This is a genomic window from uncultured Sphingopyxis sp., assembly GCF_900078365.1.
Taxonomy (GTDB): Bacteria; Pseudomonadota; Alphaproteobacteria; order Sphingomonadales; family Sphingomonadaceae; genus Sphingopyxis.
The window spans coordinates 2570225-2595369 of the sequence record NZ_LT598653.1 but is presented as its reverse complement, the minus strand read 5'-3'; the positions used below and the strand labels follow the sequence as shown (position 1 = coordinate 2595369).

Annotated in this window: 19 protein-coding genes and 1 tRNA gene; 11 read left to right on the top strand and 9 right to left on the bottom strand. The window is 66.6% G+C overall.

The genetic code is table 11. The features are described 5' to 3' along the window. Positions 1-41 precede the first annotated feature (41 nt). From QZL87_RS11980 to QZL87_RS11955, 6 genes are all read left to right on the top strand, one after another. The gene (locus tag QZL87_RS11980) at positions 42-530 is read left to right on the top strand and encodes a 2'-5' RNA ligase family protein (protein WP_295326862.1); all 489 of its coding nucleotides are present in this window, start codon (positions 42-44) and stop codon (positions 528-530) included. A 61-nt stretch (positions 531-591) separates the two neighbouring features. Continuing rightward, positions 592-668, top strand: a tRNA-Met gene (locus tag QZL87_RS11975). A 153-nt stretch (positions 669-821) separates the two neighbouring features. After that, on the top strand, positions 822-1277 hold the full coding sequence (locus QZL87_RS11970; protein ID WP_295319644.1) for a sigma-70 family RNA polymerase sigma factor: 456 nt from the start codon (positions 822-824) through the stop codon (positions 1275-1277). Further along, the gene (locus QZL87_RS11965; protein WP_295319642.1) at positions 1274-2239 is read left to right on the top strand and encodes a FecR family protein; all 966 of its coding nucleotides are present in this window, start codon (positions 1274-1276) and stop codon (positions 2237-2239) included. Before QZL87_RS11970 ends, QZL87_RS11965 begins: the two co-directional genes overlap by 4 nt. Before the next feature lie 179 nt (positions 2240-2418). Beyond that, entirely contained in the window at positions 2419-5883 is a 3465-nt protein-coding gene (locus tag QZL87_RS11960; protein WP_295319639.1) for a TonB-dependent receptor, read from the top strand. A gap of 85 nt (positions 5884-5968) precedes the next feature. Then, positions 5969-8689, top strand: a complete 2721-nt coding sequence (locus tag QZL87_RS11955) for a pitrilysin family protein (RefSeq protein ID WP_295319637.1) — start codon at positions 5969-5971, stop codon at positions 8687-8689. Between the two features lie 3 nt (positions 8690-8692). On the opposite strand, the gene cobA is transcribed toward QZL87_RS11955, so the two are convergent. The 7 genes from cobA to QZL87_RS11920 all read right to left on the bottom strand — a co-directional run bounded on the left by cobA (position 8693) and on the right by QZL87_RS11920 (position 18333). Then, positions 8693-9481, bottom strand: coding sequence for a uroporphyrinogen-III C-methyltransferase (gene cobA / locus QZL87_RS11950; protein ID WP_295319635.1), 789 nt, complete (start codon positions 9479-9481; stop codon positions 8693-8695). Then, the gene (locus QZL87_RS11945; RefSeq protein ID WP_295319632.1) at positions 9471-12065 is read right to left on the bottom strand and encodes a nitrate reductase; all 2595 of its coding nucleotides are present in this window, start codon (positions 12063-12065) and stop codon (positions 9471-9473) included. The genes cobA and QZL87_RS11945 overlap by 11 nt, the downstream gene beginning before the upstream one ends. 154 nt (positions 12066-12219) lie before the next feature. Continuing rightward, positions 12220-12561 carry a nitrite reductase small subunit NirD gene (gene nirD, locus QZL87_RS11940; protein WP_295319629.1) on the bottom strand — a complete coding sequence of 114 codons (342 nt, stop codon included), beginning with the start codon at positions 12559-12561 and terminating at the stop codon, positions 12220-12222. Next, complete coding sequence (gene nirB / locus QZL87_RS11935; RefSeq protein ID WP_295319627.1) at positions 12558-15035, bottom strand: nitrite reductase large subunit NirB; 2478 nt, start codon at positions 15033-15035, stop codon at positions 12558-12560. The genes nirD and nirB overlap by 4 nt, the downstream gene beginning before the upstream one ends. Before the next feature lie 32 nt (positions 15036-15067). Further along, positions 15068-16297, bottom strand: a complete 1230-nt coding sequence (locus tag QZL87_RS11930; RefSeq protein ID WP_295319625.1) for a nitrate/nitrite transporter — start codon at positions 16295-16297, stop codon at positions 15068-15070. Between the two features lie 246 nt (positions 16298-16543). Next, positions 16544-17755 carry a CmpA/NrtA family ABC transporter substrate-binding protein gene (locus tag QZL87_RS11925; protein ID WP_295319623.1) on the bottom strand — a complete coding sequence of 404 codons (1212 nt, stop codon included), beginning with the start codon at positions 17753-17755 and terminating at the stop codon, positions 16544-16546. Further along, entirely contained in the window at positions 17752-18333 is a 582-nt protein-coding gene (locus QZL87_RS11920; protein ID WP_295319620.1) for an ANTAR domain-containing protein, read from the bottom strand. Before QZL87_RS11920 ends, QZL87_RS11925 begins: the two co-directional genes overlap by 4 nt. Before the next feature lie 137 nt (positions 18334-18470). On the opposite strand from QZL87_RS11920, the gene QZL87_RS11915 reads away from it, so the two are divergent. Then, positions 18471-19373: a DMT family transporter gene (locus QZL87_RS11915; protein WP_295319617.1), complete on the top strand. Its 903-nt coding sequence runs from the start codon at positions 18471-18473 to the stop codon at positions 19371-19373. A gap of 182 nt (positions 19374-19555) precedes the next feature. Next, the gene (leuC, locus tag QZL87_RS11910) at positions 19556-20968 is read left to right on the top strand and encodes a 3-isopropylmalate dehydratase large subunit (protein WP_295319615.1); all 1413 of its coding nucleotides are present in this window, start codon (positions 19556-19558) and stop codon (positions 20966-20968) included. On the opposite strand, the gene leuD is transcribed toward leuC, so the two are convergent. Beyond that, entirely contained in the window at positions 20965-21549 is a 585-nt protein-coding gene (leuD, locus tag QZL87_RS11905; protein WP_295319613.1) for a 3-isopropylmalate dehydratase small subunit, read from the bottom strand. The two genes, leuC and leuD, sit on opposite strands and share 4 nt — an antisense overlap. 189 nt (positions 21550-21738) lie before the next feature. Here leuD and QZL87_RS11900 point away from each other — a divergent pair, with 189 nt between their 5' ends. Further along, positions 21739-22245: a MarR family transcriptional regulator gene (locus QZL87_RS11900; protein ID WP_037553978.1), complete on the top strand. Its 507-nt coding sequence runs from the start codon at positions 21739-21741 to the stop codon at positions 22243-22245. 64 nt (positions 22246-22309) lie between these two features. Further along, positions 22310-22885, top strand: coding sequence for an NAD(P)H-dependent oxidoreductase (locus tag QZL87_RS11895; RefSeq protein WP_295319612.1), 576 nt, complete (start codon positions 22310-22312; stop codon positions 22883-22885). Here QZL87_RS11895 and QZL87_RS11890 read toward each other — a convergent pair. After that, complete coding sequence (locus tag QZL87_RS11890) at positions 22882-23331, bottom strand: MarR family winged helix-turn-helix transcriptional regulator (protein ID WP_295319610.1); 450 nt, start codon at positions 23329-23331, stop codon at positions 22882-22884. The genes QZL87_RS11895 and QZL87_RS11890 overlap by 4 nt on opposite strands. A 145-nt stretch (positions 23332-23476) precedes the next feature. On the opposite strand from QZL87_RS11890, the gene QZL87_RS11885 reads away from it, so the two are divergent. Continuing rightward, positions 23477-25111, top strand: a complete 1635-nt coding sequence (locus tag QZL87_RS11885; RefSeq protein ID WP_295319609.1) for a long-chain-fatty-acid--CoA ligase — start codon at positions 23477-23479, stop codon at positions 25109-25111. Positions 25112-25145: the final 34 nt, after the last annotated feature.

Here is a 25145-nt window from a genome sequence, read left to right as displayed (position 1 = left end):
CCTACCGGACCATTGGCGCCGCACCCATCGTCGTGACCGCGATGATGGGTGCGGCCGACCAGCGCCATTTCGACGCGCTGCGCACCGCGCATTTCCCGCCCGAACGCAATTATCTTCCGGCGCATATCACTCTCTTTCGCCAACTGCCGCCGTCGTGCCTCGACGAACTCGGCCGCCTGTTTTGCAGGATCGCCGCCGACACGCCGCCGCCCGCGGCGGTGCTGCGCGAGGTCTATTCGCTGGGGCAGGGGGTCGCCTTCCGCATCGAGAGCCCCGAATTGCTCGCGATCCGCGCGCGTATCGCCGACCATTTCGCGGGGATGCTGACCGCGCAGGACCGGGGAGTGCCGCGGCTCCACATCACGGTGCAGAACAAGGTCGCCGCCGCCAAGGCGCGCGCGCTGCTCGCGGCGCTGGCGTCCGAATTCCGCCCGCGCCAGCTCGCGATCACCGGACTCGCTGCGCATCGCTATCGCGGCGGGCCGTGGGATCCCGCCTTCACGCGCAGTTTTCGCGCCTCGCGCAGATGATATTGACCGGCGCGGCGAGCCTGCCTATAGGCGCGGCTCGCCCGAAGCGGCGGCCTTTCGGGGCGGAGTAGCTCAGCAGGTTAGAGCAGCGGAATCATAATCCGCGTGTCGGGGGTTCGAGTCCCTCCTCCGCTACCAATTCACCGACCTTCATCGATTCGTCCGGCGATACGCGGGGGGAACCCGGGCCGGCGGCAACGGCATTGCTTTTCCGTGTCGGAAAATGCGACCTCGTTCGTCTAGGAAAGCAAAGGGCAATTCGGGAGCGCCATGTCGAGCCTCGCTGAGATGATGGCAAAAGCCAGACGGGCGGTGATGCGGCGCGGCGTTCCCGCGGCGGATGCGGACGAGCTTGTCCATGACGCTTTCATCAAGGTCGAGCAATATGAACGGGCCCATGCGGCGGAATCGAAGGAGGCGTTGCTGGTGACGGCGGCGGTCAATCTGTCGATCGACCGGGCGCGCAAGAACCGGCGCGCGCCGTTCGCTGCGCATGACAATGTCCAGGCGATCGCCGACGGCGCACCCGATCCGGGACAGATCGTCGAGGAGCGTGCGCGGCTTGCCCATGCCGCGCGCGGGCTCGACCAGTTGCCCGAACGCACGCGGCGCATCCTGCTGAAGCGCCGGCTCGACAATCTGCCCTTCGCAGAAATCGCCCGCTCGGAGAATATGTCGGTCGCGGCGGTCGAAAAGCAGGTTGCGCGCGCGACGCTGCAACTGATGAAGTGGATGGAGCAATGGTGAGCGGACAGAGCCCATCCGAACGGACGGCCGCCGAAGCGGCCGCTTGGCTCGCGCGCCTCGAATCGACGGGGCGGACCGAAGCCACCGAGGCGGGGCTGCGCGCCTGGCTCGACGCCGACGCGAGCCATCGCGGCGCGTTCGAGAAGGCGATGGACCTGTGGGCGATCCTGCCCGGCGCCGCCGCGCTGCGCGATGGTGGTGAAAGCGGGGCCGATCCGCTGCCTCGCGTTCGCGGCAGGATAGGTGCGCGGTCGCTGGCGCTGGTCGCCTCGTTGCTGATCGTCGTGCTCGGTTCGGGATGGTGGCTGACGCAGCAGCCGACCGGCTATGCGACGGCGATCGGCGAGCAAAAGGTCGCGACGCTGGAGGATGGCACACGGATCGCGCTCAACACCGATACGCACCTCAGCGTCCGTTATGAGGAGGCGGCGCGCAATGTCGTCATGGACGATGGCGAGGCGATGTTCGAGGTCGCCCGCAATCCGGCGCGCCCCTTCGTCGTCACCGCCGGGAACAAGAGCATCACCGCGATCGGCACGAGTTTCATCGTGCGCAAGGCGGGAAATGCCGTCACCGTGACGCTGATTTCCGGAAAGGTCCGGGTCGATACTTATGCGTCGCCGGCCGCCGCGCGCCCTGTTCAATCGACGATGCTGACGCCGGGCGAGCGGTTCGCCGCCGCGGCCGATGCCGCCGCGATGGTGACGCCCGTCTCGTCGGAGGCCGCGACGGCGTGGCGGCGCGGGCAGGTGATATTCAACGATACGCCGCTGTCGGCGGCGATCGCCGAACTCAACCGCTATGGCGGGCCGCAGATCGATATAGCCGATCCCCGGCTGGGCGCGTTGACGGTGTCGGGCGTCTTCGCCACCAACGACACGGCGGAATTTGCCGATGCGGTCGCCGCGCTCCACGGCCTGAACGTGGGTCGCGATGCGGGCCGGATCCGCCTTGGTCGCTAGCGCCCCTGACCCTGAGGCATCGCGGGGCATCGGTTAAATCGATGAAAACCGTAATAATATTTCGCTGTCTGCCACGCACGAAAATTTTATTTCTTTCCGATGTCGGTTTTGCGGCAATCGCGCGTCTGCTTGAATAGGGCGGATAGTAAGCAACATCCCGCCCATCCGGGGGATCCTTGATGATTTCGAAAGTCACGCTCGCGGCCTGCGCCGCAACGATTGCCATCGTCTCCAACACCGCCGTGGCGCGGACGCAGGCCGAATATGATCTCGACCTGTCGGAACAGCCGCTCGGCCGTTCGCTTCGTGCCGTCGCGGCGAAGACCGGCACCAATATCGTCTTCGTGGGCTCGGTCGTGCGCGGCAAAAGGGCGCCGTCGCTGCGCGGCCGCTATACGGCGGGTGGGGCGTATCGCGCGCTGCTTCAGGGGTCGGGGCTGATCCTTCGCGAAACCTCGGCTGGTTCCTATGTCGTGACTCGCCCCACGGGCGGCGCGCCTTCCACCGCCTCCGATCGCCCGGCGGCCGAGGGTGCGGGGTCGATTTCGGGCCGCGTCGCCCAGTCCGACGGCAATCGCAACATTTCCGGCGCGCTGGTGCGGATCGAGGAAACGGGGCAGGTCGCGACCGCCGACGATCTCGGCAATTTCCGTTTCGCGCGCGTTCCGACCGGGACTTACACGCTGACGGTCTCGTTCCTCGGTTTCATCGAGCAATCGACGCGGGTTGACGTCGTCAGGGGCGAGCAGACCAACGCCGAATTCTGGATGGACGAAGGCAGCAACGCGGCCGGTGAAATCGTCGTCTATGGCTCGCGCAGCGCGCGCGCCAACGCGCTCAACCTCCAGCGCACGGCCGAGAACAGCTCCGACGTCGTCTCGGTCGACGATCTCGGCAATTTCACCGGCACGACGATCTCGGAAGCACTGCGCCGCGTGCCGGGGGTCTCGTTCCAGCGCGACGGGCTGACCGGCGACGGCACCAATATCATGATCCGCGGGCTCGACCCCGACATGAATGCGGTCAAGCTCAACGGGCTGAACCTGCCGGTCGGCAACGGCGTCGGCCGCTCGGCGGACCTGTCGAACCTGCTCGCCGACTCGGTCAGCAAGATCACGATCAGCAAGAGTCTGCTGCCGAGCCAGGACAGTGCCGGCACCGGCGGGCTGGTCGAGATCGAGACGCTGTCGCCGCTCAACCGGCCGCGGCGCTATGCCAATCTGCTGATCGAAGGGGGCAAGAGCGGCAAGAGTTTCAGCGACGATGTGCTGGTGTCGGGAACGATCGCCGGCAAGTTCGGCGCCGAGGAGAATTTCGGCCTCAGCGCGTCGGTGCAATATCGCAAGTCGAGCAACCGTTCGATCAGTTACGGTCACAATCTGCGCTATGGCGAGTTCCTGCCGCCCGACGCCGATGGCAATCCGACGCTCGAACAATATGATGCGGTCGATCCGCTCGCGACCTTTCCTTTCCTGCCCGATGCGACGCGCGCCTTTCCGCTCGGCCTCGGCACCAGTTTCAACCATGTCGAGACCGAAAATATCGCCGCGACGCTGTCGGCCGAGTGGAAGGTCGGCGACCATAGCAATCTGAAATTCGACTATCAGCACAGCGAAGCGCGCCGCACGACGACGCAGCTCAATGAAAGCTTCGGCGTCGACCTCGACTATGTCGCGACGCCGACCAGCGGCAATCGCACCGCACTGGTCCTCGATCTCGCCCCGGGGAACGAGGCGCTCGAGCATACGCAAAACTATGTCTATGACCGGGGTGCCCGGAACATCACCGATACCTACAGTCTCGGCGGAAGCACCAAGGCGGGGCGTTTCGAGTTCGAATATCTGCTGGGCTATGCGCATGGCAGCGAGCGCCATCCATCGAATTTCGGCCTGCAACTCCGCATGCCCGCCGCCGATGCGCGCGCCGAATATTTTCTCGCCCAGGCGACCGATCCGACGCTCGGCTATATCGTCACGCCGTTCGGTCCGCGCGGCGGCAAGGGGCTGCAACTGCCGCTCTTGACCGAGGCGGGATGGGATTTCGTCAACGACACATCGAATTTCACGATCGACGCGGCGAGCGGACAGGTCGACGTCACGCGCGGCAAGAACGATCGCTACACCGCCGAATATAGCGCGAAATTCAACGCCGGCTGGGGGCCGCTGACCTATATCGAGGCGGGCGTGCAATTCGAGCGCGTCGAATTCCAGAGCCGGCTCCAGCGCTCGCAATTCGGCGGCAACGTCCCCATCAGTGCGCTGCCGCTCGAACTCGTCCCCAACGATCTGTCGCGCATCGGCGTCACCGGCTCGCGCTTCGTCGTGATCAGCGAGGAATCGCTCAAGGATTTCGTCGACAATGTGAACGACTATGTCGGCGGCACGAGCGGGTTGCAGCTCACGCCGATCGTGCTGCCCAACGATATCAACCGCGAACGCACGCTCGAACAGAATCTCGCGGGCTATGTCCAGTCGCGCCTCGACATCGGCAAGCTGGAAATCATCGGCGGCGTGCGCCTCAACCGCACGCGGCTCGAGGCCGATAATCTGGTCTTCCCGACCTATATCGGGCCGATCGATCCGTCGAACGGCGGCGGTTTCGGCATCGACCTCAAATTCCAGAACGATTTCACCCGGCTGGCGAGCCAGAAGGCGACGACGACCGACTGGCTGCCGCGCATCCTGTTCAACTATCGCGCGAGCGACAATCTGATCTTCCGCGGCGGTTATTTCCTCTCGGTCGCGCGGCCGCAGATCGGCCAACTGTCGGCTCAGACGCGGATCAGCTTCATCAACATCCCGATTCCGGGACCGGAGGGGTTGAAGCCGGTGCTGACGATCAACACCGGCAATCCCGACCTCAAGCCCGCGACGACGCATAATTTCGACCTCAGCGTCGAATATTATGACCAGGACATCGGGGTGCTGAAGCTGTCGGGATTCTACAAGCGGATCAAGAATCTGCTGCAGGCCAACGCGACGAACGGTCCTGCGCAGCTCGCTGCGGTGCCGCTGCCCGATCACATCTATTTCCAGGGTCCGCCCTATTTCGACCCCGCTCATCCCGAAAATTACTTCATCACCGGATCGACGCCGTCGAACAGCGACCGGATGGCGACGATCTGGGGGATCGAGGCGCAGGCCGAGCGGCGGTTCAATTTCCTGCCCGGCGCGCTTTCGGGTCTCGGCATCTATGCCAATTATACCTTCACCAAGAGCAAGCGCGGGCAGATCTACAACTGGCCCTATGGCGCTCCCGGCGAGGAAGTTTATGAATTCTCGGGCATCCCGTTCAACAACCAGCCGAAACATTCGGGCACCGTCGCGCTGACCTACAACAAATACGGCATCGACGCGACGCTGGCCTATGGCTTCCAGTCGCGCATGCTCAACAATTTCCTTCCGCGCGGCCTGTCCGTCTATCATGAGGGCGTCCGCACGCTCGACTTCCGCTTCGAATATTGGATGCAGCCAAGTTTCGGCAAACTGCGCCTCTATGTCGAGGGCGAGGATCTGCTGAAGGGCACGGACAGTCCCGACCTGCTCGGCTCGGTTGGCGGGGTCGGCGATACGCCGCGTTTCTACAGCGGTGCGACCTATCTCGGCGGCCGCCGCGTCAAGGCCGGCGTCGCCGTCACTTTCTGACGCCTGTTTCCCCTTCCGGCCGGCCGTTCTTGTCCCGGAGCGGCCGGCCGGATTTCCCCCGAAGATGCGACAGGAGCTTCTCCTCATGATCCGTACCAGCCTTTTGCTGTCGGCCGCGGCCGCGGCGCTTTCGCTCGTTCAGCCCGCGCAAGCCGACGAGGTGCTGCCCTTCGAGCGGTTCACGCTGCCCAATGGCCTGCGCGTCGTGGTCCACGAGGATCGCAGCACGCCGAAGGTCGCGGTCGCCGTCTGGTATCATGTCGGATCGGCCAACGAGCCGGCGGGCAAGTCGGGTTTCGCGCATCTTTACGAGCATCTGATGTTCAACGGGTCCGAACATCGCGACGACGAATGGTTTCCGCCGCTTCAGGAAATCGGCGCTTCGGCGGTGAACGGCGCGACCTCCTTCGACCAGACCTATTATTACGAGGTTGTCCCGACCGGCGGGCTCGAACGCGCGCTGTGGATGGAATCGGACCGCATGGGTCATCTGCTCGGCGCGATCACGCAGGCCAAGCTCGACGAGCAGCGCGGCGTCGTCCAGAACGAGAAAAGGCAGCGCGAAAGCCAGCCCTATGCAAAGATGGACGACGTCACCGCGCGGGCGCTGTTCCCGGCGGGGCACCCCTATCATCACCCGATCATCGGATCGATGGACGATCTGAACGCCGCGTCGCTCGATGATGTGAAGGACTGGTTCGGTCAATATTATGGCGCCGCCAATGCGGTGCTGTCGCTGTCGGGCGATGTCGATGCGAAAGAGGCGCGGGCGCTCGCCGAGAAATATTTCGGCAGCGTGCCCGCGGGCCCGCCGGTCAGCCGCACGGCCGTGTGGGTACCGAGCCTTTCCGAAGACAAGCGCGACACGATGCTCGACAATGTGCCGCAGGCGGCGGTGTCGTGGAGCTGGGCGGCGCCCGGGCGCGGGACGCCGCAGTCCTCGACGCTGCGCGCCGCCGCAAGCGCGCTCGGCAGCGGCAAGACGTCGCGGCTCTACAAGGCACTGGTTCTCGACCAGCCGCTCGCGACCTCGGTATCGGTCAACTACCAGCCGATGGCGGTCGCAGGGATCTTCTCGATCGATGCGCGGCTGAAACCCGGCGTTGATCCGAAGGACGCCGAGGCCGTGATCGAGCGGGCGATCGACGATTTTCTCGCGACCGGCCCGACCGCCGACGAGCTGAAGCGGGCGAAGGTGACCAACTACGGCAACAATATCCGCGCGCTGGAATCGGTCTATGTCCGCGCGATGGCGCTGGCCGACGGGCTGATCTTCGCGAACAATCCGGCCGAATATGCCGAGGACAACAAGCGGTTCGACGCCGTCACCGGCGCCGCGGTGCTCGCCGACGCCAAGGATTGGCTGACCCGCGGCGCGCACAAGCTGACGGTGCTTCCCTATGCGGCGCACACGGTGATGGCCGATGGCGCCGATCGCAGCAAGCTGCCCGACCTTGCGGCCTCGCCCGGCCTGACCCTGCCGGTCGCGCAGGAGGCGCGGCTCTCGAACGGCATCCGCCTCGTCTTTTCGCCGCGCCGCAAAGTGCCGACGGTCGACATGGCGATCGTGTTCGATGCGGGGACGGCGGCGGACGCGCCCGACCAGAAGGGGCTCGGCGGTTTCGCGCTGCAACTGATGGGCGACGGCCCGTCCGGGTTGACGGCGCAGCAATTCGAGGAGAAGCAGGCCTCGCTCGGAGCCCGGCTCTATGCGAGTTCGGGCAGCGACACGACCAGTTTTCTTCTTTCGTCGCTCAGCCGTGAACTGCCCGCGACGATTGCGTTGTGGGCGAGCTATATTCGTACCCCGGGCTTCCGTGCCGAGGATCTGGAGCGTGCTCGCACGCTCAGCCTGTCGGGTATTTCGCAATCGCTCGCCGAACCGACCGCGATCGCGCAGCGGACGTTCACCAACGTCCTTTACGGCGCGGCGCATCCCTATGGCGCGCAGCTTGCCGGACGGGCGGAGACGCTGAGCGCCTTCACCCGCGCCGATGTCGCCGGCTGGCACGCGCGCTGGGTGCGCCCGGACAATGCCGTCATCTACGCAAGCGGCGATACGACGATCGAGGAGCTGACGGCGCTGCTCGAAAAAGGGTTCGGCAGCTGGGAGGCTCCGGCCGGAGCCAAGGGCAGCAAGTCGGTGCCCGCAATCCCCTTCGCCACCGCGAGCCGGGTGGTGCTGGTCGACAAGCCGGGCGCACTCCAGTCGGTCATCCGCGTCGGCCAGTTGCTGCCTGACGGTCTCGATCCGCGGAACTTCGACTATGACGCCGCGAACGGCATATTGGGTGGCAGCTTCACCGCGCGGCTCAACATGAACCTGCGCGAGGCCAAGGGCTGGACCTATGGAGCGAGCAGCTTCGTCAACGAGCAGCGCGGGCCGCAGAATTTCGGGGTGGCGACCAGCGTCCAGACCGACAAGACGGCGGAGGCGCTGGCGGAGGTCGACAAGGAAATCCGCGCGATCCGAGGCGAGCGCCCCGCGACGCAAGCCGAGCTCGACAGGATGGTGAAGGGCAATGTGCTGGCGCTGCCGGGGCAGTTCGAAACCAACCAGGCGTTCGTCAACTATCTGCAATATGTGTCGCTCTACGACAAACCCTATGACTATCTGGCGACCCTGCCGGCCAGATATGGCGCGCTGACGCCGGCCGCGATTACGAAGGCGGCGGACGAGATGCTGCGCCCCGATGCGATGAGCTGGGTGATCGTCGGCGACCTGTCGAAGATCGAGGCGAAGATTCGTGCGCTGGGGCTCGGCGCGGTCGAAGTGTGGGACGCCGAGGGACGAAAATTGCGCTGATCCCTATTGCCCCTGGGCGGCGCGGGAGGCGTTCGCGGGCAACGCGGACGCGCTGCTGGCGAGCGCCACCGCGGGGCCGACCAGAATGAGCGTCGGCGCGTCCGCCGCGAAGGATTTGGTCGCGAGGTCGAGCAAATCTAGCCTGGTGACGAGCCGCCGTTCGCCGGGGCTGCTGACCGCGCACGCGATCATCACCGGCATTTCGCCCGGCATTCCGGCCCGCATCAGACCGCGGCGGATTTCGCCCGCGGCTTCGCGGCCCATGTAGAAGGCGAGGGTCGATCCGCCGCGCGCCAGCGAAGACCAGTCGATGTCGAGCGCGGCGCCGCGGCGGCTGTGCGCCGTCACGAAGCGAACGTCGCGCGCGACGCCGCGCAGCGAAAGCGACATGCCCGCCGACGCGGCGGCGGCGCTCGCGGCGGTGATGCCGGGACAGATGCGGACGGGAAAGCCCGCCTCCTTGAGTGCGTCGGTCTCTTCGGTTGCGCGGGCGAACAGCGTCGGATCGCCGCCTTTTAGCCGGACCACGCGCTTGCCCGCTCGCGCAGCCGCGACGAGGAGGGCGTCGATCGTCGCCTGATCCTTCGAGTGGCGCCCCGATCGTTTGCCGACGCTGACGCGCTCGATGCGCGCGGGAATGAGGTCGAGGACGCCGCTCCCGACCAGCGCGTCGTAAAAGACGATGTCGGCGGCATCGATCAGGCGCACCGCCTTCATCGTCAGCAAGTCCGGGTCGCCCGGGCCGGCGCCCACCAGCCAGACGGTGCCGGGCGCAAAATCGTCAGGCTGCATTGCTGGTCTCCTCGGTCAATATGCGGGCGAGCGCGGGGCGGCACGACCCGCAGTTGGTGCCGGCGCCCAATGCGCCGCCGATCGCGGCGACGTCGGCGAGGCTCCGGTCGCGGATCGCGGCAACAATCGTTTTCAGCCCGACGTCGAAGCAGACGCAGATGATCGGACCGCGGTCGACCTGTGCGCCGGGTGCGCGGCCGGCGAGCAAGGTCGGCGCGACGCCCGGCGCGGCGAGCTGCGCGATCAACCAGTCGCGCGGCGGGAGTTCGCCGGTTTCGGTGACGAAGAGCGCACCGGCGAGGCAGTCGTTCGCGACGATGGCGATGCGGCGCGTTCCGCGCGCGGCATCCTGCGCTTCGATACGCTCGCCTTTAGGGAGTAGCGCCTCGATGCTCTTGAGGTCGCCATTGCCCGCGACCTCCCACATCACGCCCGAAGGCACCGCGACGCGCGTTGCCCAGAGGCAGCGCGGCGTTTCGGGCAGTTCGCGCGCGAGCAGCAGGAAGCCGCGCCATTTGGGCGTGACCGCGGCGATTGAGGCGGGGGTGCGCTTGAAGCCCGGCTGGCCCGATACCGGATCGACGAGCGGGCGGGGAAGCAGGCCCGTCCGCCCGCCGCTCGAGGTGCGGTCGGTCCAGTGGATCGGGACGAACAGCTCGCCGGGGCGCTGGCCCGCGTGAAAGGCGACGCGGTAGAGGCTGTCGCCTTGCGGTGTTTCCACGCGCGCGAGGCCGCCGTCGGTCAGACCGAGCCGCGCGCCGTCGTCGGGGTGGACTTCGACGAGCGGCTCCTCGCGGTGACGCGCGAGCTTGGGCGCGAGACCCGTGCGCGTCATGCTGTGCCACTGGTCGCGATAGCGGCCGGTGTTAAGCGTCAACGGCCATTTGGCGAGCGGTTCGGGCAGGGGCTTTTGCGTCACCGGCACCAACCGCGCGCGGCCGTCTTCGGTCGAAAAGCGCCCGTCGGCGAAGGGGTGCTTGCCGCCCCAGCGAAAAGGCTCCATCGCGTCATAGGCGGCGTTGCCGCCGAGCGCCGCGCGGGGCAGCGCGAACAGCCGCGCGCCGCCATTGTCGTAGTTCGACAGGCGGCAATGCTCGCGCCAGATGTCGGCGGGACGATCATAGGAAAAGGCGGTCTTCCACCCCATGCGCCGCGCGACCTCCTTGATGATCCACCAGTCGGGCATCGCTTCGCTCGGCAACGAAAACAGCGCGCGCTGGCGGCTGATCGTCCGGTCGCTGTTGGTGACCGTGCCGTCCTTCTCGCCCCAGGCGGCGGCGGGCAGGCGGACATGCGCGAAGGTGCCAGTGTCGGTTTTCTCGATCACGTCGCTGACGACGACGAAAGGGCAGGTCTTCAGCGCCTCGCGCACCGCATTGGCGTCGGGCATCGAGACGGCGGGGTTGGTCGCCATCACCCACAGCGCCTTGATGCGCCCCTCGCCGAGGCTGCGGAACAGGTCGACGGCCTTGAGGCCGGGCTTTTCGGCTATCGTCGGCGACGCCCAGAAGCGCTGGACACGCGCGCGGTTTTCGGGCGCGAAATCCATGTGCGCGGCGAGCGTCGAGGCGAGTCCGCCGACCTCGCGCCCGCCCATCGCGTTGGGCTGGCCGGTGATCGAAAAGGGCGCGGCGCCGGGCTTGCCGATGCGGCCGGTCGCGAGGTGGACATTGGTGATCGCATTGACCTGATCGGTGCCCGCGGTCGACTGGTTGATCCCCTGGCTGAACAGGGTGACGGTGCGTGAGGTCGCCGCGAACAGTTCGTAGAAATGCCTGAGGTCGGCAGCGGGGACGTCGCAGATGCGCGCCACCGACCACAGGTCATTTCCCTCTCCAAGCTGGTTCCAGAAATCTTCCGGCACCGCGACATGCGCGGCGAGATAGTCTTCGTCGACGATGCCCGCTTCGCGGCAATGGTGGAGCAGGCCGGTCATCAGCGCGACGTCGCTGCCCGGGCGGATCGCGAGGTGCAGGTCGGCTTCCTCGGCGGTCTCGGTGCGGCGCGGGTCGATGACGACGAGCTTCGCCCCTGCCTCGCAGCGCGTGCGGATGCGCTGATAGACGATCGGGTGGCACCAGGCGGTGTTGCTGCCGACGAGGACGATCAGGTCGGCGGCGTCGAGATCGTCATAGGTCGCGGGCACGACATCCTCGCCGAACGCGCGCATATGGCCGGCGACCGCGCTCGACATGCAAAGCCTTGAATTGGTGTCGATGTTCGCGCTGCCGATGAAGCCCTTCATCAGCTTGTTCGCGACATAATAATCCTCGGTGAGCAATTGCCCCGAGACGTAGAAGGCGACGCTATTCGGGCCGTGGCGGGCGATGGTTTCCTTGAACCGCTTGGCGACGAGGTCGAGCGCCTTGTCCCAGCTTGTGCGCTTGCTGCCGATCATCGGATGGAGGAGGCGGCCTTGGAGGCCGACGGTCTCGCCAAGATGCGTGCCCTTCGAGCAGAGGCGGCCGCGGTTCGCGGGATGATCGGGGTCGCCGGCAATCTCGACCGTGCGTTCGCCCGTCACCGTCGCGCGGATGCCGCAGCCTACGCCGCAATAGGCGCAGGTGGTGCGGATGGCGGTCATGAAAGCCGCCATCCCTTTTCCGGATTGCCGTGCCCCCGCGAAGGCGGGGGCCCATCTCCTACCCGGTCGGCACGACACCAACGGCGATTGGAAGATGATAGCGCAGGAGATGGGCCCCCGCCTTCGCGGGGGCGCAGGGATGGGAGAGCGGAAGTCACGCCGCCGCTTTCAGCGTGCTCGCGCGGCAGATCAGCACGCGGCCGCCGTCGATCTTGACCGGCACCGTCGGGGTGCAGCCCTTGTCCTCGCCGAGCGCCTCGCCGGTCGACAGGCTGATCCGCCAATTGTGCAGCGGACAGGCGACTGCGCCGTCGTGGACGATCCCCTGGCTGAGCCGCCCATGCTTGTGCGGACAGCGGTCGAGCAAAGCGAAGACCTTGCCCTCGGCGGTGCGGAAGAGTGCGATGTCGTCGCCGCCCTCGACCTGCACGGTGCGGCTGCCGCGCACCGGGATCTGGTCGACCCAGCCGATGTCGAGCCATTCTGCGGTGGTCATGCGATTTCCTTCTGCGGAATGAAGCGCGCCATCGGCGCGTGATGTTCGGCCTCGGCGCCTTCGGCGCGCTGCGCCCATGGATCGTCCTGACTGAAGCTTTGCGAGATGAGGAAGCGCGCGCGCAGCGCCTCGCGACCGGCGGCGTCCTCGACGATGCGCGCCTTGATATGGTCGAGCCCGACGCGTTCGATCCACGGCGCGGTGCGCTCGAGATAACGCGCTTCCTCGCGGTAGAGCTGGATGAAGGCGGCGCAAGTATCCATCGCCTCCTGCTCGGTCGCGACCTTGCACAAGAGGTCGGTGGCGCGGACGTGGATGCCGCCGTTGCCGCCGACATGGAGTTCGTAGCCGCTGTCGACGCACACGACGCCGAAATCCTTGATCGTCGCTTCGGCGCAGTTGCGCGGGCAGCCCGACACCGCGATCTTGAACTTGTGCGGCATCCAGCTGCCCCAGCTCATCCGTTCGAGCTTGACGCCGAGCCCGGTCGAATCCTGCGTACCGAAGCGGCACCATTCGGACCCGACGCAGGTCTTCACGGTGCGCAGCGCCTTGCCATAGGCGTGGCCCGAAACCATGCCCGCGGCATTGAGGTCGGCCCAGACCGCGGGCAGGTCTTCCTTCTTGATCCCGAAGATGTCGAGCCGCTGGCCGCCGGTGACCTTGACCATCGGCGCGTTGTACTTTTCGACCACATCGGCGATCGCGCGCAGCTCGGTCGGGTTGGTCAGCCCGCCCCACATGCGCGGGACGACCGAATAAGTGCCGTCTTTCTGGATATTGGCGTGCAGCCGCTCGTTGACGAAACGGCTCTGCTGGTCGTCGACATAGTCGCCGGGCAGCGCGCAGAGCAGATAATAATTGAGCGCCGGGCGGCACGAGGAGCAGCCGTCGGGGGTGGTCCAGTGCAATTTCTGCATCACCTCGGGGATCGAGCGCATGTCTTGCGCGACGATCTCGCGGCGGACGTCGTCGTGGCCGAAACTGGTGCATTTGCACATCGTCTTGGGGCCGCTCTGCACATCGTCGCCGAGCGTCAGCGCGAGCAGATTTTCGACGAGCCCGGTGCAGCTGCCGCAGCTTGCCGACGCCTTGCAGGTGCCGCGCACCGCGTCGAGGCTGTGCGCGCCCTTGGCGATGCAGGAGACGACCTGCCCCTTGGTGACGCCGTTGCAGCCGCAGATTTCCGCATCGTCGGAAAGCGCCGCAACGGCTGCCTTAGGGTCCGCCGCGCCGCCTCCCGCGGCGAAGGCCTGGCCGAAGATCAGCAGGTCGCGAAGGTCCGAGACGTCCTCCTGCTTCTTGAGCAGGTCGAAATACCAGTTGCCGTCGGCGGTGTCGCCATAGAGCACCGCGCCGACGATGCGGTCGTCCTTGACGATCACGCGCTTGTAGACGCCGCGGCTTGCGTCGCGCAGCACGATGTCTTCGCAGCCGTCGCCGCCCGAGAAATCGCCCGCCGAAAAGACGTCGATCCCCGACACCTTGAGCTTGGTCGAGGTCACCGATCCGCGATAGCCGCTCGGTTTTTCGACCAGCCCGTCGGCGAGGCTCCGGCACATGTCCCACAACGGCGCGACGAGGCCATAGACCTGCCCGTCATGCTCGACGCATTCGCCGACCGCGAGGATCGCCGGGTCGCTCGTCACCATATGGTCGTCGACCCGGATGCCGCGACCGACTGCCAGCCCCGCGTCGCGCGCGAGCCCGGTCGCGGGGCGGATGCCGACCGCCATCACGACGAGGCTGGCGGGGATGAGCGTGCCGTCCTTGAGCTTCACGCCCTCGACCTTGCCGTCGCCGACGATTTCGGCGGTGTCGGCGCCGGTCAGGATCGTCTGGCCGCGCGCTTCCAATGCCTGCTTGAGCAGCCATCCCGCCGCTTCGTCGAGCTGGCGCTCCATCAGCGTCGGCATCAGGTGGAGAACGGTGACCGTCATGCCGCGCAAGGACAGCCCGTGCGCGGCCTCGAGCCCGAGCAGCCCGCCTCCGATCACCACCGCGCTGCCGCCCTTTTCGGCGGCGGTGAGCATCGTGCCGACATCGTCCATGTCGCGAAAGGCGATGACGCCGGGCAGATCCTTGCCGGGCACTGGAATGATGAAGGGGTCGGAGCCGGTCGCGATCAGCAGCCTGTCATAGCGTTCGCCGACCCCGCCGCGCGTCGTTACCGTCTTCGCGGCGCGGTCGATCGCGACCACCGGATCGCCCGCGACCAGCGCGATGCCATTGTCCGCATACCAGCCCGCATCGTTGATCACGATGTCGTCGAAGGCTTTCTCGCCCGCGAGCACGGGGGAAAGCATGATGCGGTTGTAATTGACGCGCGGCTCGGCGCCGAAGATCGTGATGCGGAAACGGTCGGGGTCACGCGCGAGCAGTTCCTCGACCGCGCGGCATCCCGCCATGCCGTTGCCGATGACGACGAGATGTTCGCGCGTGTCGGCGTCGGGGGAGAGGGGGCTATGTTCCATCATCGAATCCAGTCGAATATTCGGGGAGAGGTTCAGATTCGCACGCCGTCGGCGGCGGCCCACGACCGGCGCCACTGGCCCTTGACGAAGGCGAGCGCGACGAGTGCCGCGACAGCAAGGCCGGCGAAGAGGTGAAAGGCGGGCGCGAAGCTGCCGCTCCACTGTTTCGCGAAGCCGAGCGAGGAGGCGAGGGCGAAGCCGCCGACCCCGCCCGCCATGCCGACCAGCCCCGTCATCACGCCGATCTCGGCGGCAAAGCGTTGCGGGACGAGCTGGAACACCGATCCGTTGCCGACCCCGAACGCGAGCATCGCGATCACGAACAGCCCCATCGCGGCGGACAGGGTCGCGGCCTGCGGTACACCGGCGAGCGCCAGCGCCGCGACGACGAAGACGCTCATCAGCGCGCGCACCCCGCCGATGCGGTCGGCGAGCGCGCCGCCCATCGGCCGCACCAGCGACCCGGCAAAAACACAGGCGGCGGTGCAGGCGCCCGCCGTCACCGGGTTCAGGTGGAACTGGTCGGTGAAATAGATCGGCAGCGAGGCGGCGAGCCCGACGAAGCCGCCGAAGGTCACCGAGTAGAAAGCCATGAGCCACCAGGCGTCGGCGGTCCTCAGCGGCTGGAAATAGTCGGCCAGCCGCTTCGGCGCGGGCGCGTTCGGCGCGTCCTTCGCCATGACGAGATAGAGGAGGAAGACGATCGTCAGCGGGATGCAAGCGAGCCCGAGCGCGGCGTTCCAGCCGAACAGCCTGGCGAGGCCGGGGGCGAATAGCGCCGCGAGCACGGTGCCCGAATTGCCCATGCCGGCGAGCCCCATCGCCTTGCCCTGATGCTCCGGCGGATACCAGCGGCTCGCGAGCGGCAGCGCGATCGCGAAGCTCGCCCCCGCGAAGCCGAGGATGACGCCGAGTGCGAGCGTGCCTGCGAAGCTGCTCACGCCCGTCAGCCACGCTGCGGACAGGCCCGCGATGACGATGACCTGACTGATCGCGCCCGCGCGTTTCGGCCCGATGCGATCGACGAGCAGGCCGGCCGCGATACGCAGAACGGCGCCCGCGAGCGTCGGCACCGCGACCATCAGGCCCGTTTGGGCCGGGGTGAGCCCCAGATCGTCTGCGATCGCGGGTGCGAGCGGGCTGAGGATGACCCACACCATGAAGGCGAGATCGAAATAGAGAAAGGCGGCCACGAGCGTCGGCCAGTGGCCGCTCGCCCGGAAACTCGATTTGGGCACCGCGGCGCCCGTTGCTGTCGTCATCGTCCGTCCCTTTGCGCGACGGGCAATAAAAAAGCCGCCAGGACGGCGGCCATGCGGGCGCATCCTGACGGCTTCATTGCCTGTTGGAATGTCGGGGAAAAGCTCCCCGTCCGCTTGCGGTTCGGCCCCCTCGTTGGAGCCGTCGCCGCTTTATCCTGCCCCGGCAGCCTTGCCGAGTGGTTCTAAGCTGCCTGATTCGCGAATTGGTCGCAAGCGTTTATTTCGCAGGTGCAGCAAAAATATAATTCATGGAAGATCAGCGAGATAGCCGACGATGTCCTCAGGGTCGAAGGCGCGGCCGTCGAAAAAGCGGTCGCTGCCGAGCATGAGCCGCCCCTGCACCGACCCCGCGCCGATCGGGGCGTCGAGCCCGCCTTCGAGCTTCGAGCTGGCACCCGGAAGCGGCGCGCCGGAGCCGGCCAGCGCGGCGCGGTAGATGTCGGGGCGGAAGACGCCAGCCGCGACCTCGGCGTCGGCGGACGAAAAGGCGGCGCCGTCCCAACGCAGCATCTGCGAATAGAGCCACGCCGCCTGGCTGCGCCACGGAAAATTGGCCGCCTCGCGATATTGGAACATGAAATCGGGATAATCGACGGGATCGCCGCCCGGAACGACGCGGATGCGGTCGGTGATCGCGCGCAGCACGGCGTCCTGCGGCGCGTCGAGATATTCGGCGCGCGCTAATATGTCGGCGCTGTCCCCGGCGGTGCCGGGCTCGACGAAATGGGCGGCGGCGGCGTGCAGCGCGCGGACCAGCGCCTCGACCGCATCGCGACGCTCCTTGGCGACGGCTTCGCGCAGCGCGAGCACCTTCTCGACCCCCCGGCGCCAGATTTGCGCGGTCGCGAGCGGGATCTGGCCGACGCCGCGATCGACGGCGATCGAATTCCACGGTTCGCCGACGCAGATGCCATCGACCTCGCCCGCCGCCAGCGCGTCGGCGGCGAAAGGGGGGCTGGTGACGACGATCTCGACATCGGCGTCGGGGCGGATGCCGACCCCCGCGAGCCAGTAGCGCAGCATGTAATTATGGCTCGAATAGCGATGAACGACGCCGAAGCGCAGCGGTTTGCCCGCCGCCTTGCGCGCCGCCGCGACCTCGCGCAGCGCCGCGCCGACCACGACTGGGTCGCCGAGCTCGTTCCCCAGCCCGGCTGCGCGGGCGAGGGCGGTCGAAAAGGTCACGGCATTGCCGTTCAGCCCGAGAACGAAGGGCACGGCCATCGGCACCGCGGGCCGGTCGCGGCCGAGTGCGGTCGCGATCGCAAGGGGGGCGATCATGTGCGCCGCGTCGGTGTGGCCGTAGAGCAGCCGGTCGCGCACCGTCGCCCAGGTCATGTCGCGGACGAGCTCGATCTCGACACCCTCGCGCGCGGCGAAGCCCAGTTCGTGCGCCAGGATCGGCAAGGCGGCGTCGACCAGCGGCAGGAAACCGATGCGGAAGCGTTCGGCACTCATTCCATGTCTCCCATCAGCGCCTCGCTGGTCACGATCGCCTCCGCGATTTCGGAAATGCGGCGGTTGGTGCGCATCGCCTGGCCGCGCAGCAACGCATAGGCCGCGGGCTCGTCGACCTGGCGGCGCCTCATCAATATCGCCTTGGCCTTGTCGATGACCGCGCGCTCGGCGAGCGCGTTCTTCGCCTCGTCGAGTTCGCGCTGGAGGCGCGAAAAGGCCTGGAACCGCCGCACTGCCAGGTCGATCACCGGCTTGATCCGCTGTTTCGACAAGCCATCGACGACATAGGCCGATACGCCCGCGTCGATCGCCGCCCCGGTCGCCTCGGCGTCGCTCTGGTCGACGAACATCGCGATCGGCCGCGCCAGCGCGCGCGACATGGCGAAATAATCCTCGAGCAAATCGCGGCTGGGGTTTTCGAGGTTGATCAGGACGACTTCGGGCTGCGCCGCCTCGATCTGGCGGGCGAGCGCGCCGGCGGGATCGATCAGCACCAGATCGTCGAGTCCCGCCTCGCGCAAGCCATCGGAGATGATCGCCGCGCGCGTCGTGCTGGTATCGATGATCGCGATCCTCATGATCCGCGCCCTTACGCGGGGTTGTTCGAATCTTCCAGCACCATCCTGTATGGAGCATCGAAACAATGGTCAGGCGGCTCGATCGGGCATTTTCATGGCTTGCGCATTGGTCCGGCCTTGTCCAACGACGGGCGCCTATGACCGGTCCCGTCGCCAAGAGCCCCGCCAGCGGGAAGATCGACCTGCTCGCGCTTGGCGCGCTGTTCCTGTCGCTCGTGTCGGTGACGGGCGGCGCGGCGCTGGCAAAGAGCCTGTTTCCGCTGGTGGGGCCCGCGGGGACCACGGCGCTACGCCTGATCTTCGGCGCAGTCCTGCTGTCGGTGGTGCTCCGCCCGTGGCGGCTGAACTATCGCGACGGGTGGCGGTCGATTCTCGCTTACGGCGTCGTGCTCGGCGCGATGAATCTCAGCTTTTACAACGCGCTGAGCTATATTCCGCTTGGCATCGCGATCGCGATCGAATTCATCGGCCCGCTGAGCGTCGCGGTGCTCACCTCGCGCCGCCGCGCCGACTTTCTGTGGATCGGGATCGCGGTGTTCGGCCTGCTGCTTCTGCTGCCCATCCGCGAGGGCACAGCGCATCTCGACTGGCGCGGCGTCGCGCTGGCGCTGTTCGCGGGCCTCTGCTGGGCCGCCTATATATTGCTCGGCAAGCGTGCGGGCGCGCAGCACGGACCCGCCGCCGCGGCAGGCGGCACGATTGTCGCGGCCGTCGTCGCGGCGCCGGTCGGCATCATCCATGCCGGTGCGGAACTGCTCCGCCCGGAGATATTGGCGACGGGCCTGATCGTCGGCCTCGTTTCGAGCGCGATTCCCTATGGATTCGAGATGGTGGCGCTGCGCCGCCTGCCGCCGAACAGCTTCGGAACGCTGCTCAGCGCCGAACCCGCGGTCGGCGCGCTGATGGGTTTTTTCCTGCTCGGCGAACTGCTGACTTTCACGCAATGGATGGCGATCGGCCTGATCGTCATATCCTCGATCGGCACCGCGAAGCGCGGAGGCGGCTATGCGACCGCCGAGCCGCCCTTCGACGGCGAATAGCCCGAAGACTCTGCGCCGACGCCGCCCAGGCCGCCCGAAGTCGTCCTTTTCGGCTTTCAAGATCGCTTGCCGCGATCGGATTCATGGCATATGATTAGCATACTAAGTAAATGCCATGCGATGAGGATTCCGATGCCGGGAATATGTGCGAAATATCGACCGAACCCCATTGTGGGGACGCTGTGACCGGCCCGCGCACGCTCTACGACAAGATTTGGGACGCGCACGTCGTCGCCGAGGATGATGGCGAGACGTTGCTCTATATCGACCTGCACCTGCTGCACGAGGTGACCTCGCCGCAGGCTTTTGCGGGCCTTGCGACGGCGGGACGGGCGGTTCGGCGTCCCGAGCGCGTGCTCGCGCTGTCCGATCATAATGTCCCGACGGCGGGACAGGCGGCGGGCCCCGCCGGGGTGGCCGATGTCGAGGCGCGCGCTCAGCTCGAGGCACTGGTCGAGAATACGCGCCGTTTCGGAATCGAGAATTTCCCGATGGGCGACCCGCGTGGCGGGATCGTCCATGTCGTCGGGCCCGAGCAGGGGCGTTCGCAGCCCGGGATGACGATCGTCTGCGGCGACAGCCACACCTCGACGCACGGCGCGTTCGGGGCGCTCGCCTTCGGGATCGGGACGTCGGAGGTCGAGCATGTGCTGGCGACCCAGACGATCCGCCAGCGCCGCTCGCGCAACATGCGGGTGCGCGTCGACGGCGTGCTGGCGCCCCACGTCCATGCCAAGGATCTCGCGCTTCATTTGCTCGGGATGATCGGCGTCGATGGCGCGGGGGGGCATGTCATCGAATATGCGGGGGAGGCCGTGCGCGCGCTGTCGATGGAAGGCCGGATGACATTGTGCAACCTCAGTATCGAGATGGGCGCGCGCGCCGGGCTGGTTGCGCCCGATGCGACGACGCTCGCCTATCTGAAGAACCGTCCGGCGGCGCCGCGTGGCAAAGCATGGGAGGCGGCCGCGGCGCGCTGGGCGAAGCTCGCAAGCGACCCCGGCGCGGCCTTCGACCGCGAGCTGCACTTCGATGCGCGCGACGTGCGGCCGATGGTGAGTTGGGGGACCAACCCGTCGCAGGTCGTCGCGATCGACGGCCTCATTCCTGATCCTGCAACGCTGGGCGATCCTGATGCGCGCGCCGCCGCCGAGCGCGCGCTCGCCTATATGGACCTTGCCCTCGGCGCGCCGATCGCCGGGCAGCGGCTCGACCGCATATTCATCGGCAGCTGCACCAACAGCCGGATCGAGGATCTGCGCGTCGCCGCCGCCGTCGTGCGCGGCCGCCATGTCGCGCCGCACGTCCGCGCGATGGTCGTGCCGGGATCGGGGCTGGTCAAACGGCAGGCCGAGGAAGAGGGCATCGCCGAGGCGCTGCGCGCCGCGGGGTTCGACTGGCGCGAACCGGGCTGTTCGATGTGCGTCGGCATGAACGCCGACCGGCTCCGCCCCGGCGAACGCTGCGCCGCGACCTCGAACCGCAATTTCGAGAACCGCCAGGGACGCGGCGGACGCACGCATCTGATGAGCCCGGCTTTGGCGGCGGCGAGCGCGATAGCAGGCTGCATCGCCGCACCCGATATGCTGGCTTAGGTCGCGGCCTCGAACCGCGCGATCGCCTCCGCGTGGCGCAGCGTGCGGTCGATGTCGTCGAGCCCCTCCATCAAGATGCGGCGGTCGTCGGGGTCGATCTCGAACGCGATCGTCTCGCCCGATGCGAGGCGGATGCGCTGCGCTTCGAGGTCGACCTCGACCGGCGCATATTGCGCGGCTTCGATCGCGCCGCGGAGCCGGGCGCAGATTTCATCGGGCAAGCGGATCAACAGCAGGCCATTCTTGCGCGCATTGCCTGCGAAGATGTCGCCGAAGGTTGGCGCGATGACGCAACGGATGCCGAAATCGGCGAGCGCCCACACCGCATGTTCGCGCGACGAGCCGCAGCCGAAATTGCGATCGGCGACCAATATCCGCGCATCGCGGCAGGCGGGCCGGTTGAGGACGAAATCCTCGCGTTCGCGTCCGTCCGTGTCATAGCGCAATGCGCGGAACAGGTGCCGGCCGAGTCCCGAACGCGTCAGCGCCTTCATATATTCGGCTGGGATGATCATGTCGGTATCGACATTGGCGAGCGGCAAGGGCGCCGCGGCCGCTTTCACCCGAATGAATTTTTGCACACCGCCTCCACTAGCTTAGCATACTAAGTATATTGGTCGGCGAATCTTGTCCAACCTTATCGCGGGGTTGTGACGGCGATGACGTGCCGGGCGACGAGGAAGGCGGTTGCCGCGCGAAGCTTCGCGTCCTAAGATTTGCGCTTGCGCGGACCGGTGCCGTCATCGGGATCGCGACAGGGGAGCAGGGTTTTGGTCAAGAAAACAAAGGATTATCGGCATCCGGCCGAATATTATACCGATCCTGAAAACAGCATCGGCTATCTGGCGCGCGTCGTCTTCCGTTCCTTTTCGCGGCTGCTCGAGCGCCGCACGCTGACGCACGATGTTTCGGCGGGGCAGTGGCGTTTCCTGCGCCAGCTCTGGCGCGAGGACGGCATCACCCAGCGCGAACTGAGCGAACGCGTCGGCATGCGCGAGCCGACCACCGTGGTCGCGCTGAAGGGGCTCGAAAAGGCGGGGCTGATCACGCGCAAGAAGACCGCCGACGACCGGCGCAAGACTTTCATCCATCTGACCCCGCACGCCAAGAAGCTCGAACTGATTCTCGCGCCGATGAACGCCGAAATCCACGAGATCGCCACCAAGGGCATGAGCGACGAGGAGGTCGAGGTGCTGCAGGGGCTGATGCGCCGCGTGATCGACAATCTCGCCGACGAAACGCGCAAGCTCGCGGTGCTTTCGGACATCAAGGCCTGACCGCTTGATCTTGCCGCGACCGGACAATAAGTTAGTATACTAATCATATTGTCCGGGAGGGAAAATGACCAGCATCGCCGTTATCGTCGGGAGCATTCGCGAAGGGTCCTATAACCGCGCTTTGGGCGAACTTGCCGCCGCCAGCCTCGAAGCGCAGGGCGCAAGCGTCACGCGGGTCGATCTCGCGGCGTTCGACCTGCCGCTCTATTCGGCCGCGCTCGAAGCCGATGCCTTTCCGCCCGATGTGCAGCGGCTCAAAACGCTGTTCGCCGCGCAGGACGGGCTTTTGTTCGTGTCGCCCGAATATAATGGCTCGCTGACGCCGCTGCTCAAAAATGCGATCGACTGGGCGTCGCGGCCCACCGGCGACGAGGGGCTGGTCGCGCTCTCCGCCTATCGCGGCAAGGCGGCGGCGATCATGTCGGCATCGATCAGTCCGTTCGGCGGGCTGCGCGGGTTGATGCACCTGCGCCAGATCTTGTCGACGATCCAGATGCTCGTCATCCCCGAACAGGTGCTGGTGCCGAACGCGCACGCCGCCTTTGCCGAGGACGGTAGTCTGAAGGAGCCGTTGCCCGCGTCGCTGGTCGATATGACCGCCGCGCGGCTGGTCGCTGTCGCGAAGGCGCTGTCGGCCTAGCGGCGCGGGGCGGCGACGGGGCGGTCGATATTGTCGCCCCAGTCCGCCTCGAGCGCCGCGAGCAGCGCGTCGAACTTGTCCTGCCCCAGCCGGTCGGCGATCTGCGCGGTGAGCGCGTCCATCGAACGCTGTGCATCCTTGCGCATGCGCGCGCCGAGGTCGGTCAGCGACACGATCATGTGACGGCGGTCGTCGGGATCGACGTCGAGCTGGACGATGCCGAGCTTGACCATCTGGTTGATCGTGCTGTGGATCGCCTGCCGCGACACGCCGAGGTTGCGGGCGATGTCCGACGGGCGCACGATGCCGCTGACGATGTTGGTCATCACCATCGACTGCGGCCGGTTGACGTCGGGCCAGCCATGATCGTGAAGCCGCGCCTGCAGCCCTTCGTCGAGCCAGCAAAAGCGTTGGAAAAGCGCGATGATAAGCTGGTTCGTCCGCATATGGCGCTAAGTTGTTCCCCCGTTTGCCGGCGGGGTGCCGGCGTCGTCACGCTAGAAGAGCGATGCCCGCGAAGCAAGCCGGGCGGCGTTGCAAAGGCAAAATACTTAGTATACTACCTATTGCAGCAACGAGGGAGAGTGCCGCATGGACGGGTTGATGCAGAATGTGCCGCTGACGGTCGACCGGATCATCGACCATGCGGCGAACTGGCACGGCGCGCGGGAGATTGTGTCGCGCGATGCCGATGGGCGCGTCACCCGTTCGACCTATGCCGACATCCATACCGATGCGAAGCGCGTGTCGAACGCGCTCGCCGCCGAGGGGATCGGGCCGGGCGACCGCGTCGCGACGATGGCGTGGAACGGAGCGCGGCACCTTGCGGCGTGGTATGGCGCGGCGGGCATGGGCGCGGTGCTCCATACGCTCAACCCGCGGCTCTTCCCCGAACAGATCGCCTATATCGCGAATCATGCGGGCGACCGGTTGCTGATCGCCGATCCGGCGACCGTGGACCTTGTCGAACAATTGCTGCCGCAAGTGCCGTCGATCGAGAAAGTGATCTTCTTTGGCGACCGCGCCTCGCTGCCCCAAACCAGCTTTCCGGCGGTCGCATTCGACGACTGGATCGCGGGCCATAGCGACGAATATGATTGGGGCGGTTTCGATGAGAATGCCGCGTGCGGGCTCTGCTACACGAGCGGGACGACGGGCAATCCGAAGGGTGTGCTCTATTCGCACCGCTCCAACTATATCCACGCGCTGATGACCCTTCAGCGCGATGCGCTCGCCTTGTCGGCGCGCGACACCGTGCTTCTCGTCGTGCCGATGTATCACGCCAACGCTTGGGGCGTCGTCTATTCGGCGCCCGCGGTGGGCGCGAAACTCGTGCTGCCGGGGCAGCGGATGGACGGCGAATCGATCTATAATCTGATCGAGCAGGAAGGCGTCACCTATTCGGCGGCTGTGCCGACCGTCTGGCAGATGCTGCTCCAGTATATGCAGGAGAATGGCAAGCGTTTCACGACGCTGGAGCGCGTGACGATCGGCGGCTCGGCGTGCCCCGAATCGATCATCCGCACCTTCCGCGACGATTATGGCGTCGACGTCATCCAGGGCTGGGGCATGACCGAAACCTCGCCGCTCGGCACGGTGTCGGTGCCCAATGCGTCGGTCGCGGCGAAACCCGAGCCCGAGCAGATGGCGTACAAGCTCAAGCAGGGGCGGTTGCTCTGCGGGCTGGAGATGAAGCTGGTCGACGACGCGGACAATCGCCTGCCGCACGACGGCAAGACCCCGGGCCGGCTGATGATCAAGGGGGCGACGATCGCGGGCGCCTATTATGGCGGCGAGGGCGGCGACGTGCTCGATGCCGAGGGCTTTTTCGACACTGGTGACGTCAGCACGATCGATGCCGAAGGCTATATGCAGATCACCGACCGCGCGAAGGACGTCGTCAAATCGGGCGGCGAATGGATCAGCTCGATCGAGATCGAGAATATCGCGATGGGGCACGACGCGGTCGCCAACGCCGCCGTGGTCGGCGTCGCGCATCCGAAATGGGACGAGCGGCCGATCCTGCTCTGTCAGCTCAAAGACGGAGCGAGCGCGTCCGCGGACGATCTCAAGGCTTATCTCGACGGCAAGATCGCGCGCTGGTGGATGCCCGACGACGTGCTGTTCGTCGACGAAATCCCGCTCGGCCCCACGGGCAAGATCGACAAGAAGGCGATCCGCGCCGGGCTGGAGGGCTATGAGCTGCCCTTCGACGTGAGCCGTTAATATGTTCCTCATTTTCGTCATCCCGGATCAAGTC